The sequence below is a fragment of the Enterovibrio qingdaonensis genome, assembly GCF_028683135.1.
In the GTDB taxonomy this organism is placed as follows: Bacteria; Pseudomonadota; Gammaproteobacteria; order Enterobacterales; family Vibrionaceae; genus Enterovibrio; species Enterovibrio qingdaonensis.
In genome coordinates this window covers 50426-63315 of the sequence record NZ_JAJUBB010000021.1, presented here as the reverse complement: position 1 = coordinate 63315, position 12890 = coordinate 50426, and the positions used below count along the sequence as shown (strand labels likewise).

13 protein-coding genes are annotated in these 12890 nt (G+C 47.6%); 5 read left to right on the top strand and 8 right to left on the bottom strand.

Annotation, left to right across the window (positions count from 1 at the left end; all coding sequences use genetic code 11):
* Position 1 precedes the first annotated feature (1 nt).
* Positions 2-427, bottom strand: coding sequence for a YeeE/YedE family protein (locus LRP49_RS21000; protein ID WP_274144682.1), 426 nt, complete (start codon positions 425-427; stop codon positions 2-4).
* 255 nt (positions 428-682) lie between these two features.
* Here LRP49_RS21000 and LRP49_RS20995 point away from each other — a divergent pair, with 255 nt between their 5' ends.
* On the top strand, positions 683-1108 hold the full coding sequence (locus tag LRP49_RS20995) for a DUF4399 domain-containing protein (RefSeq protein WP_274144680.1): 426 nt from the start codon (positions 683-685) through the stop codon (positions 1106-1108).
* A gap of 57 nt (positions 1109-1165) precedes the next feature.
* Here LRP49_RS20995 and LRP49_RS20990 read toward each other — a convergent pair whose 3' ends face one another.
* The 7 genes from LRP49_RS20990 to LRP49_RS20960 form a co-directional block, all read right to left on the bottom strand.
* Positions 1166-2170, bottom strand: a complete 1005-nt coding sequence (locus tag LRP49_RS20990; protein WP_274144678.1) for a succinylglutamate desuccinylase/aspartoacylase family protein — start codon at positions 2168-2170, stop codon at positions 1166-1168.
* An 80-nt stretch (positions 2171-2250) separates the two neighbouring features.
* Positions 2251-3723, bottom strand: coding sequence for a putative basic amino acid antiporter YfcC (yfcC, locus tag LRP49_RS20985; protein WP_274144700.1), 1473 nt, complete (start codon positions 3721-3723; stop codon positions 2251-2253).
* A 299-nt stretch (positions 3724-4022) separates the two neighbouring features.
* Positions 4023-4901, bottom strand: coding sequence for a DMT family transporter (locus LRP49_RS20980; RefSeq protein WP_274144676.1), 879 nt, complete (start codon positions 4899-4901; stop codon positions 4023-4025).
* A 293-nt stretch (positions 4902-5194) separates the two neighbouring features.
* Complete coding sequence (locus LRP49_RS20975) at positions 5195-5689, bottom strand: GNAT family N-acetyltransferase (protein ID WP_274144674.1); 495 nt, start codon at positions 5687-5689, stop codon at positions 5195-5197.
* 45 nt (positions 5690-5734) lie between these two features.
* Positions 5735-5938 carry a hypothetical protein gene (locus LRP49_RS20970; protein ID WP_274144672.1) on the bottom strand — a complete coding sequence of 68 codons (204 nt, stop codon included), beginning with the start codon at positions 5936-5938 and terminating at the stop codon, positions 5735-5737.
* 162 nt (positions 5939-6100) lie between these two features.
* On the bottom strand, positions 6101-6610 hold the full coding sequence (locus tag LRP49_RS20965) for a lipocalin family protein (protein WP_274144671.1): 510 nt from the start codon (positions 6608-6610) through the stop codon (positions 6101-6103).
* Between the two features lie 48 nt (positions 6611-6658).
* Positions 6659-7306 (bottom strand): SGNH/GDSL hydrolase family protein, encoded by a 648-nt coding sequence (locus LRP49_RS20960; RefSeq protein ID WP_274144670.1) that lies wholly within the window; start codon positions 7304-7306, stop codon positions 6659-6661.
* A 228-nt stretch (positions 7307-7534) separates the two neighbouring features.
* On the opposite strand from LRP49_RS20960, the gene LRP49_RS20955 reads away from it, so the two are divergent.
* From LRP49_RS20955 to LRP49_RS20940, 4 genes are all read left to right on the top strand, one after another.
* Positions 7535-8872, top strand: coding sequence for a glycine cleavage T C-terminal barrel domain-containing protein (locus tag LRP49_RS20955; protein ID WP_274144668.1), 1338 nt, complete (start codon positions 7535-7537; stop codon positions 8870-8872).
* A gap of 54 nt (positions 8873-8926) precedes the next feature.
* Positions 8927-9832, top strand: coding sequence for a methylenetetrahydrofolate reductase (locus tag LRP49_RS20950; RefSeq protein ID WP_274144666.1), 906 nt, complete (start codon positions 8927-8929; stop codon positions 9830-9832).
* Between the two features lie 16 nt (positions 9833-9848).
* Complete coding sequence (locus LRP49_RS20945; RefSeq protein WP_274144664.1) at positions 9849-11576, top strand: formate--tetrahydrofolate ligase; 1728 nt, start codon at positions 9849-9851, stop codon at positions 11574-11576.
* Positions 11577-11710: 134 nt separating this feature from the next.
* Positions 11711-12889, top strand: coding sequence for a sterol desaturase family protein (locus LRP49_RS20940; RefSeq protein WP_274144662.1), 1179 nt, complete (start codon positions 11711-11713; stop codon positions 12887-12889).
* Position 12890 lies beyond the last annotated feature (1 nt).

Here is a 12890-nt window from a genome sequence, read left to right as displayed (position 1 = left end):
TTTATAACAATTGGGTGATGAAAACGGTAAGCATGGCAAATGCCATAAAGACGAGCGTTGCGATGAGTGAGCGTGGTGACAAACGGCCAATGCCACATATACCATGACCACTTGTACAGCCATTAGCAAGCTTGGTGCCTATGCCGACCAAGAGTCCTGCGACAATCGCGATAATAGGAGATTGACCCGCGGGAGTGAGTGCCAGATCTGGGTAATCGAGCCCCAATGCATTTGCAGACAGCCCGGCAATCACCATGCCAGCAAGAAATAACAGCCGCCAATCGATGTCACCTTTATTCGGTGACAATAGTCCACCTACTATACCGCTAATGCCAGCAATTTTGCCGTTGAAATACATAAGGATAAGTGCAGATACACCCAGTAACATCCCGCCTAACAATGCTTCCCAAGGAAGTGATACCCACATAGTAACCTCGATTTGATGGTACGCTTCCATGTTAATTTATTAGCATATTCTTAATTAGTCAATGCTAAATAATGGTGCTTTTTGAAGTGAGTCGGATAAATGAGGGTCGGACTGTAAATGGATATAGGGGTAGGAAATGCCAAAAGAATGAAATGACAGTAAAGACTATCTCACCCAAATTTCTCTTTTCTGACACCTGTATCGACCTGAGTTTGCCCATGATGAACTCAGCGTGTTGGTCATACAGGTGGTCTTATGAAAAAAGTATTTTCCGTCCTGCTTCCGCTTCTTTGTGCCGTCTTTTGGTCTTATACAGTGCAATCGGCGACCAAATCCGCCGAAGGCGCGCAAGTGTTTTTGGTTGAGCCCAAAGATGGGGAAACAGTACCGGGAACATTTAAAGTGGTGTTTGGCGTGAAAGGGATGAGCATTGTTCCTGCGGGTAACGATCAACCCAATTCAGGTCACCATCATCTGTTAATTAATGTGGATTCATTGGCAGATTTTTCATTGCCGCTGCCCGCCAATGACAACATTAAACATTTTGGCGGTGGGCAGACAGAGACTCTGTTAACGCTGCCGAAAGGAAAGCACACACTCCAATTGCTCCTTGGTGACCACCTGCATATTCCTCATGATAAGCCAGTTCTTTCTGAGAAAATTACCATTAATGTTCAATAGGAATCGTTAGATATAACAAAGGCCGCGAGTGCGGCCTTTTTTGTTGTTACGCGGAGCTTACGCGTCAGGATGGATCAGGCGAATAGCCAACGAGCCAGCAGCACGCATTGATTCGATGTTATGGCTAAGCACGACACCATCCTCCGGTGCAATGTATTGGTGTTCTTCTTCACCAAAGCTGTCATATTGACGCGCCAGTAATTGGCCTTTGGTGACCGTTTGCATAAGCGCAACTTCTGGGATGATAAAGCCGCCTTGTTCTGCACGTAGGCTGGTCACGCGTGCGCTTTCGATGGCTGGTACGGGTTCGTTAACAGTGCCCGACAAGTTCCCATAGTGCGTCAGAATATTGGTGGCACCTTCAAGCGTGCGTTGAACCATGGCTAAATCAGTATAACGGCCCATACCGATTTCAACGGTAATGCTTGGAATATCATTTTCGTTCCAAACAGTTTCTAGAACGCCCGCTTCGCCTGGGTCATTCAAAATGGCATCTGGACTCATCAAGCGTGCCATGTTCAATGCATCGTTAAGGCGAAAGTCTGCAAAAACGTAGAGCGGATATACAGTGCCTGACGTTTGAGTGTGAAGATCAATGGCGAGCTCTGCATTTGGTTTCAAAAGGTTGTACCAAATCGTGTAAATGTAGCGCTGAGGCTCATTACCGTGCGCATTACCCGGAAATACGCGGTTAAGGTTACCATCGGAAACGTCAGGGTCGGAAGACGTAAAGTCGCGGCTATGGTGCAACATACCTGTTAAATTCACCGTCGGAACAATGGTGATGCAGCCAGCAATATCTTTGCCTTTCAGGCTACGTGCAATCGCTTGTGCAGATAATACGCCATTGTATTCATCACCATGAACACCTGCGGTGATCATGATTTTTTTGCCCGGTTTAGTCCCTTTAAATACCCAAACAGGCAGATGCTGCCATTGCGCCAATGCATCTGTGGCTGCGCGGAACCAGAACTTATGTTGGCCAGCGTCGAGCTGGTCGACGTTGAGAGAGCTAATCACGTCCAGACCGTCGATTTTGTTGCCTTTAATATACGTCGTCATGTTCTTTTTCTTATTTTGAAAAAGGCGAGATTTTCATCTCGCCTTTATTGATAACATTGTTATTTGCTAACTAAGTAAGCTTACGCGAAGCCAGCCAAATGTGCACCTACAACTGTCACACTGGCGATGACAAAGAGAAGTAGCATGAAGCGCCAGACGAATTTCGCCCAGTTGCCCCAGTCAATGCGACATACACCTAGCGTTGCCATCAAAGACGCTGAGGTTGGAACGATGATGTTGGTGAAGCCATCACCTAGCTGGAATGCTAAGACAGCGACTTGACGTGTGATACCCGCAATGTCAGACAACGGAGCCAGAAGAGGCATTGTCAGAGCAGCCTGACCGGAGCCAGATGTCACGAAGAAATTGAACACGGATTGGAACACATACATCAGCCATGCTGCTACGGCAGAAGGTAATTCGCTGATTGCGCCACCTGTATTGTGCAAAATGGTATTCAGTACACTCGGTTCTGCAGAGCCACCGCCCAACAAGAGAAGTACGCCTTTCGCGCAACCTACCAATAACGCGGGTGCCAACATGATGCCTGCACCTTCTTTAAAGGACGCGGCAACATCGTTCATGGTCATGTTATTGAGTTTGAAAATCATCGCGATGATTGCAACGACAAACCCCATGGTGAAGAACTGAGACGCGATTTCTGGAATGTACCAAGCGTGTACTACCACGCCCCATACTACCCAGACAGTCGTGGCGATAACGGTCAGGATGACCAATGTATCACCCAGGTTCCAACGAACCTCACTTTCCTCGACTTTCTTCTCTTTCAGGTATGCATCTGAATGGAAGCTGTAAGAGGCTTCAGGGTTTGCTTTGATTCGCGCTGCGTACATCATGGTGAATGCAATACCCACCAGTGTAAAGCCCGCCCACATTACCATGCGGAAAGTCATGCCTGACAGAACAGGAACACCTGCAATGCCTTGAGCGATTGCGACGGAGAACGGGTTCATCCAAGAGGTGCCAAAACCGACCTGCGTTGCAACGTATGTCACCATCACGGTTGTGATGCCGTCGTAGCCTAATCGAACCATAAGAGGTGCGATGATAATGGCGAATGCAACGGCTTCTTCACCCATACCGAATACGGCACCGCCCAAGGAGAACAGTAAGAAGAGTACAGGAATAAAAAGTGCTTCACTGCCCTTGGTTTTGTCGATTAGCTTCAAGATGCCGTTATCAATGGTTCCGGTGCGCATGACGATACCGAACGCACCGCCGATGATGAGCATGAACATGATAACGCCAATTGCTGAGCCCCATTTCGAACCAGAAACGAGCCCTTCAAAAGGGAAGTTCATCAAGCCAATACCGCCACCAGACGCGAAAAACTGCACGCGGTTATAGACGGCATCACCGTTTTCGTCAGTGACGTAGCGGAAGGATTCAGGGTTGATAACGGTGCGGGATTTTTCTGCACCATCCACCAAATAGGTGACTTGTTGGCTATCAAATTGACCCACAGGGATCAGGTAAGTCATTGCTGCGGCAAAAAGCCCAACGAAAAAGATCAAGATCAGTGTGTCAGGCATTTGCCACTTTGACGACGCGGGTGCTTGGTCTTGTGTTTGAAGGTGTGCTTGAGACATTCCATCATTCTCAACATTAAAGGGGCATAAAATGTCGTAAAAATCGAATAAGAAGTCAATTCATTTTCATTTTGCTTGCGATATATTCAATTAATCCTTAATTATGCGCAAAATTAGAACTTAAAATTGAATAATAATTGAGCGTCACCACGCAAGGTTATGCAGTAAGAAGAGAAGCAAAAATCGAGGCATGAAATGAAGAAAGCACGGAAGATATTCTCCGCGCTTTTTGATGCAGTGAGTTATTTGGACAAGCTCAGCTTAGGCGCTCGCATGACGAGGTAAACGGCTAATGCACAGATGGAAAACCCAACGACGGTTGAGATTGAAAAGGCCTCATCGAAGAACAACCAACCTTGAATAGCAGTTACTGGTGGCACCAAGTAGATAACAGACGTGACCTTAGAAGCCGCACCTTGTCCGACCATGTATAAATAAAGCAGAACGGCAACGACAGAAAGTGCCAACACTGACCAGATCATTGTCAGCGTAAAAGTGAGTGACCAGGTTACGTTAAACCCTTCAACGAGCCATGCGATCGGAAGGAAGAAAATGCCAGCCGCGACGTATTGCCACATGGCACACGAGACTAAATCCACGCCCTGACAGAAGTGCTTTTGATACAAGGTGCCCAGCGTGATACCTATCAATGCAGTGAAAACGAACAAGTAAGCGTAGAACGGTTGCGCATCGCTGTTCCAGCTCATTTTTCCTTGCACAACAAGGCCTATGCCGATGATTCCCGCGATCAACCCCAGCCATTGCGCGGGGTTAAGCCTTTCACTGGAAAGGTTAATGACGATTAGTGCGGTCAGGATAGGTTGAAAGCCAACTAACAAAGACGAAAGGCCTGCTGGCATGCCAAAGCCGATTGCAGCGAATACTCCGCCAAGATAAAACCCATGGATCATTAACCCTGACATCATGACATGAAATAAGGCCTTTCCTTGAGGCATTGCGGGTTTGAGTATCGAGAGAATCACGACAAACACGAGAACATTGAGCACCATGCGGATAAAGAGGAATGTAGCGGCGTCCGCATACGGAAGCCCGAATTTTGCGCCAATAAACCCTGTGCTCCAGAGAAGGACGAAGATAAAGGGAATGGCGTTTTTTAGCATGGCGCGGGCAATCCTTGAACCGGGTGACTAAATCGTCTGGAAGGGATTGATTAAAACGTATTCAGGTCGACATCACAACCTTCGTTCTTTCCTTTACTAAAGAGTAGTCTGTTGTTTGCAACGCTTTCTACCTTTCCGTTGCGAGGCACCTCATCGCTTTATTGGTGAAAACGAATAGGTTCAATGATCGGGCGTTATTTGACTGGCCTCCCCTCGCAAAAATGTCATTTCAACGAGTTAATGAGAGCTGAGGTGAACAAGGATAAATCGAGGTGTGACGAAGGAAAGAAGGACTATAGGCAAGGGTATTCGTAGCGAGCAGCATCAAACCCTTCGACGGTTTTTCTATCAATGAAGTAAAACCCAAATGATTCGTAAAAGTTGCGCAGACGCGGACGATCGCCATGGCAGTCACAGCGCAACCAATGTTTGCCATGACTTTTTGCCAGTTCCACCAAAGCGTCGAGCACGCGGTGACCAATACCTTTGGTGATGAAGTCATCGCCAATCACGAGCTTATGAAAGAAAAAGCTGTCATTGGTGACAATTTCTGGCCAAAAGAGCGCATCTTCTTCTAAAACGAACACACCTCCAATTGTTTTCTCGTTGTCCATCACCAAGTAGAGACTGTGAGTTCCATAGGCTTTAACCAAGGCATCAACAGAAACGTCTTCGGGTTCCCACAAAGGGATACCAGCCGCTCTCAGGCGTTGAATCGCCTGCATCAAAAAGCGATGAACGAGCACAAAGTCCTCGGGATTTGATGATTTGATTAAGGTGTAAGGCATTGCATGTCCCAACGATACAAAATTGGCGACCGCGGTATGAGAGTGCTAACGCTGACGTTGTTCTGTCATTGCGAGCGTTTTCTTTAGTCCGCGGTTTTTGTTGAGTTCTATCTTGTATGCCGCCATCAGTGTTGAAAGATCGGCAACCTTAATGGTGCACTCGCCTTCAGGGCTCATGGAGTCAATGGCATCGTGATTTAGGCGAGCAAGTGTGCTGCGCATAGCTTGAGTATCAGTTGTAATTGGCATTTTTATTGAGTTATTTGTTATTACTTGGGTATTTAAACAAAAAGCAAAAATGAAGTTTAGTGCTTTATGCAAAAGGCGACCGAGTTTGTTGCTAAATTAAGCAAAAAAGGAGATTTTAGCCCAACTTTCACTGAGGATACGCTGAAATGCGTGATAATTATCTCATTGAGATAGAATGATTTCTTCGACATCGAAGCCTTTTTCATCTGCAATACGTAGGAATCGCATAAGCAATTCATTCGATACTGTCGGACGTCGGGCAAGAAGCCAGAGGTAGTCTTTGCTGTAACCCGAAACAAAGGCGTACTCGTAATCCTCACCTAATTCAAACACCACGTAAGACGAGTAGAAAGGACCAAAAAAAGAAACTTTAAGATGCCCCAAATAAGTGTCTTCAACAAAATATGCGCGTCCTATAGCCTCTGTCCACGCATTGTCTTTCTGTTTAAATCCTCTGTTGATGACATCAATGCCACCATCTGTGCGCGCAACATATTGCGCTGTAACTTCCGACAGACCGTTTTCAAAGGAATGGTCGAGACGTGCGATCTCATACCACTCTCCTAAAAAACGGGATTTTTCGAATTGAGCGACAGGCGTAATCCCATCAGGGACTGTTTGACAAGCTGCTAACGCAAACGTCGTGAAGAGAATGAAAAGCCGTTTATACATAGGTTGTCTCTTATCGAGGAAATATAACGGCTTACGTGGTTGGTTTGCTTAACGATCACTCGACTTATCGATAAGGAATTCAGCGATGGCTTCTGCCAGTGCTGCGTGACCCTCCTGATCCAAATGTAATCCGTCAATCGGTGAGGCTTCGCACACCTCACTGGCGTCAAGGAAATCGCACATTTCATCTTGTGCCACCACACTGAAATGCTCAGACAACTCCAACGATTTTTCTCTACCATTTCTAAAACCGAGAGCCCAATTGTTATCGTCATGCATTGGAGGAGGAGAGACGATGAGGATTTGTGGCGTAGGATAAGAGGCGTTGTCAGTATCACGAATTTGATTTACGAGCTTTCTTATCCCTTCTGCAATCCAGGCTGGTTCTGACGGAAATTGAGATTTAAGATCGTTGGTACCCAGCATGATGACCACCCAGTCTAATGGGCGATGCGTAAGTAAAAGCATAGGCAACGCGGCACTACCATCACGATAAGGTTTCATGGGGTCATTCCAAACTGTCGTACGACCATTCAAACCTTCTTCCAACACATACCAATGTTCGTCCTGCGACGTATTTTGGTTGAGATGTTCATCAAGACGGGATGTCCAACGAACGCCTTCAGGCCATCGTTGTCCGTTTGAAGGGTTGTAGCCCCAAGTGTTTGAATCACCAAAACATAATATACGTGGCATTGTTTATTCTCTTTGTGATTTCAGCCCTACAGTGTATACCCAAGTTACCCATTGCTGCAGGTGAAAACTGAAGGTTCCCTGTCGTTTTTTGACGCGTTTGCTTTTTGAGGTGTCGCACGTTGAACAATTTTCATGGCGAAAAACGCCCATGTTAATTGAGATATACCCAAATAACCTGCGACCAAGTTGTTTAGGTATAAACGCTAGGGCACTTATGAGGGTTCAGCCATGACCGACAGTGACAAAAGCCTCCTTCAGGCAAGAGCAGGCGCAGCGAGACATAACACCTCCGTAGAACAATCCACACGACGCGTTCCCATCAACTTAAGGCAATCTGGCCCTACGCCTGTCGAAATGCTCATTTCGACGCGTGTCAGAAAATCGCCTTATTGGCACCTCGCTTTTGAAGCAGGCTGCTGGCGCGCAACGGTCTACAACCGCATTTACCACCCACGCGGCTATGTGCTACCAGAAGATGGCGGTGCAATGGTCGAGTACGATGCACTGGTTAATCACGTAACCATGTGGAATGTAGCAGTAGAGCGTCAGATACAGGTCAAAGGGCCAGACGCGGAGAAATTTGTAGATTTTGTTATTACCCGAGCAGCCAACCTTATAAAACCAATGCACGGAAAATACGTGATTCTTTGCAACGAAGAAGGGGGGATTCTTAACGATCCAGTCTTGCTTCGTCCTGCCGAGGATGAGTTTTGGTTTTCAATCTCTGACAGTGATCTTGAACTTTGGCTTCAGGGCGTAAATGTTGGCAAGGGGTTTGATGTCAGTATCGCGGAAATTGATGTCGCGCCATTGCAAATTCAAGGGCCTAAATCAGAAGCACTGATGGCTGATCTCTTTGGGCCAGCGGTCAGTGATATCCCCTTCTACGGGTTAATGGAAGGTAACTTGAATGGGGCTGATGTCATTATTTCCCAGACCGGGTTTACCGGAGAAAAAGGGTACGAAATCTACTGTAAAGACGCCACGCTGCATGCAGAGAAAGTCTGGTATGGCGTATTGGAAGCGGGTAAAGCTCATAACCTGATGGTGATTGCACCTGCACACCATCGCCGTATTGCTGCGGGAATTCTGTCTTGGGGTCAGGACATCGACCAAGAAGTGTCACCGTTTCAATGTAACCTTGCGTACCAAGTTCCCAAAAATAAAGAGGGTGACTACATCGGTAAAGCCGCGCTGGAAAAAGCGCGAGATGACATTGAAGCCGGTAATTCGCCTTACGAACTTGGCATGGTCGGCATTGTGTTTGGCGGAGAGCAGGTTATTGATTACTCCAATGACTTTTGGCTGATCTATGGCGCAGACGGTGGTGATGCCATCGGCTACGTAACGTCGCCTTGGTACAGCCCAGAGCTCGAAACGAATATCGCGCTTTGCCATGTTCCTTGGGATATGCGGGACGTAGGCACCAAACTGAAAGTGGCGTTACCGTCTGAATATGGCGGAGAAGTTGTGGATGCAGAGGTAGTTGATGTACCCTTCCGCCCTTCTGTTAATCCAAACTCTCGAGAAGTGGCGAAATCTCGCGGCAGTGACTTCGTCGATTAGCATTATGGCGCAGTGTGTTCACTGCGCCTTGCTTCCCTCTAGGCGACACGTTTCATGACCATGGACAGTATTTCAGATGGCAACCGTACGTTGCCAGAGCTGGTTGATCCTGTATCAGCAGCTAACGCATTGCTCTCTCAGTCTTCTTTAGAAGCAACGCCCAAACAAATCGTTGACTTAGGTGCTACCGCACCAGAGTGGATGCATCAAGGTATGCGGGTGTATGTTCCGTTTTTGCCCAACGCAGCATTTGAAAACGCATTTAGTGCCTGTGAAACCTTGCTAGGCTGGGGGATGAAGCCAGTTCCTCATCTTCCAGCGCGCAGCGTACCTGATGCAGAAACCTTGCGCGCATGGTTGGCGTCTCTTCAACGTATAGGTGTGAAAGAGGTATTGCTCATCGCGGGTGACACAGAAAAAGCATTGGGACCGTACCAAGATACGCTTGCATTGTTGGCCTCAGGTATTTTGACCGAGTACGGCCTAACAGGGATGGGCGTTGCAGGGCATCCTGAAGGGCACCCCAAAGCAGATAATACCGCATTAAAAGAAGCACTTATGTTTAAGCGTGATTATGCAAAAGCACACGGACTGGAACTTTGGGTTGTAACACAGTTTTCATTTGATGATGAATCACTCATTAAATGGCTTGATGAACATCAAACCATTTTGTCGTCAATTCCGGTCTACTTGGGCCTTGCTGGCCCAACACGGTTGAAAAATTTGCTCGCATACGCAGCGCAGTGTGGTGTATCAACCTCCGCAAAGGCATTGCGCAAAAATATGAATGCAGCGAGACTACTGCGCCCTTGGACACCGGATGCGCTGTTTAGAACGCTTTGTGAATATAAAGCGACGCACCCGTCGACGTCGCTTCAAGGGATTCATCTTTTTCCGTTTGGTGGCTTAAAGCAGTCAAACCAATGGTTGTCATCGGCTCACTTGCTTGTGTCGTCATGAAGTTTGGATGGCAGGTATGAATAACCAAAATAATACAGTACTGGCAGAATCATCTATGACAGTTTTACCCCCACCGGGTGCCCCGGATATCGACATTGCACGTGCAGTGAAACCTTGGCCTATTTTCGAAGTGGCTCAGCGCAAGTTGGGTGTCGCGCATCATGCGCTTATTCCTTATGGACACTACAAGGCGAAACTTGATTTAGGTCAGATTGACACAACAACGAAGCAAGGGAAGCTGGTGTTGGTGACGGCAATAACACCAACACCTGCGGGTGAAGGGAAAACAACAACCAGCATTGGTTTGACAGATGCGTTGAACAGTATTGGCGTTAACACCAGCGTATGCTTGCGTGAGCCATCTCTTGGCCCTTGTTTTGGGGTGAAAGGTGGTGCAGCAGGAGGTGGTCGTTCACAAGCGATCCCGATGGAAGATTTGAATCTGCACTTTAACGGTGACTTTCATGCCATCACTTCCGCACACAATCTGCTGGCAGCACTGATCGATAATCATATTCACTGGGACAACGAACTCGACCTAGACCCAAGGCGCATCACGTGGCGCCGCGTGATGGACATGAATGACCGCGCGTTGCGTCATACCTTGGTAGGTTTGGGTGGCCCTGCGCATGGGCAGCCGAGAGAGTCGGGTTTTGATATCACCGTTGCCTCAGAAATCATGGCTATCTTATGTCTGGCGGAAGACCGTAAAGATCTGCAACGCAGATTGGGCAATATTATTATTGGTCGCGATACCAGTGGTCGGCCTGTCACAGCGCGTGAATTAGGTGCTGACGGTGCAATGACAGTGTTGCTGAAAGATGCCATCCAACCGAACCTCATTCAAACGTTGGAGCATAACCCTGCTCTTATCCACGGTGGACCATTCGCTAACATTGCCCATGGTTGTAACTCAGTGATGGCAACACGCACTGCAATGGGGCTGTCAGACGTGGTCGTGACTGAGGCGGGATTTGGTGCAGATTTAGGGGCAGAGAAGTTCATTCATATCAAGTCCCGTATTTCTGGGTTGGAACCCGATGTCGCCGTGCTTGTTTGTACCGTGCGCGCCCTGAAAATGCAGGGTGGCTTACTGAAAATGCAGCTTGATGAGCCAAATGTCGAGGCACTTTCAAACGGCATGGTTAATCTCGAACGTCATATCCAAAACATGCAGAAATTTGGTCTGAACCCGATTGTTGCTATCAACCGCTTCCCGACAGACACCACGCAGGAATTGACTGCCATCAAAGAAGCCTGTTTGAAACTGGGTGCGCGTGTAGAAGAAGCCACACACTGGGCTGAAGGTGGAGAGGGCGCGAAAGCGGTCGCTGAAGCTGTAAAATCTGCACTGGAAAATGACGGTGCGCAAGTGAAATACCTTTACGAAAACGAACAGGCCATTGATGAAAAAATTCGTGCTGTTGCCACCGAGCTTTACGGTGCGGCAGACGTTCAGTTCAACATTGCAGCGCAAAAACAGCTAGATGAAATTCATGATCTTGGGTTTGGACATCTTCCTATTTGTATTGCAAAAACGCCTTACAGTTTTTCTTCAGAAGCCAGTGAGTTAGGCGCACCCGAAGGGCACATTCTCTCTGTCAGAGAGTTGCGTTTGATGGCCGGTGCAGGCTTTGTTGTCGCGATTTGCGGGGACGTTATGACCATGCCGGGCTTACCCAAGCACCCAGCGGCTCTCAATATCTCGTTAGACGATGATGGTGAGATCGTCGGCTTGTTCTAAGTACACCTTGCGCTGAAGGTACTATATAACGCCACGTCATGTGGCGTTATTTGTTACTTGGAGCGTCGTGCGGGCACGCCGTTAAACACAACGCTAACATACTCTTATTCCTCCAATCCCGAGAGTAAGCAGTTATGAGCAACAAGGAAAAGTACGAATATCGAAACCGCGTGGTTGAATTGGACGCAGAGCGACAGTTTCGATTAGGCGATGGAAAAATCAGTGGCTACCTTTCGGTTTTTTTAGGCGCACTGAGCTTGTTGGCTGTGCTTGCGTACCTCTACCCCTCGTTGCTAACGACTACCGAGCTTCGTAAAGCGTACGATGCGGAAAAACTGCAGGTTGTGCTGAAGTACGGCATGTACTTTTCATTGTTCTTCGGTGCAATGACCCACTTTTTAAAAAAGTATCGCAGGTTAGGCTGTGCAGGCATTCTTCTCACCCTGTTGGCTTTTGCGCTTGGAGGGTATGCCGTTCCTGTTGGGCCTGTCGAACCTATGGAGCTTTCGCTAGGTGTTGATTGGCTTATCTTGGCACTGCTGGGGTCTGCGGCGATTTTCCTCTCGTTAGAAAAGCTTCTGCCTAAATACAAAAATCAGGTCATTCTTCGTGCCGAGTGGGAAACGGACTTTATCTATTTCTGTTTTAACCACCTCGCCATTTCGGCCATTCTGATTTATGCCAACTACCACACGAGTCATTTTAACTGGGCGGTTAGTCCTTCATTTCAGGAAAGTTTTCAGGCTCTACCTACCGTTCTTCAGTTCTTAATAGTCCTTGTTGCCGCTGACTTTGTTTTGTACTGGGAGCACCGTTTGTTCCATGTGGTGAAATGCCTCTGGCCTGTGCATGCGGTTCATCATTCAGTTGAAAACCTCGATTGGTTGGCGGGTTCGCGAGGACATTTCATCCAGGTATTTTCTGAGCGCGCGATGGTGATGGTGCCGCTGTATCTCTTAGGGCCATCGGAAGGTGTACTAAATGCCTACGTCGTGTTTGCTGCACTGCAGGCGGTCTTGATTCACTGCAATACGAGGCTACCGTTTGGTGTTCTGAAGTACATCTTTGTAACGCCTCAGTTTCATCATTGGCACCACAGTTCAGAGAAGCCTGCGATCGATACCAATTTTGGTGCTCACCTTGTGCTGTTTGATTGGCTATTTGGCACCATGCATATGCCAAAAACACACTGGCCAGCTGAATATGGCACGACCAAGCCTTTACCGAAAACCATTGTGGGACAGACAATTTATCCGTTCTCCTCTCTCGTCAAAATGATGAGAACGAAAAGCCGTCAGGGTAGAGATCGGTAAC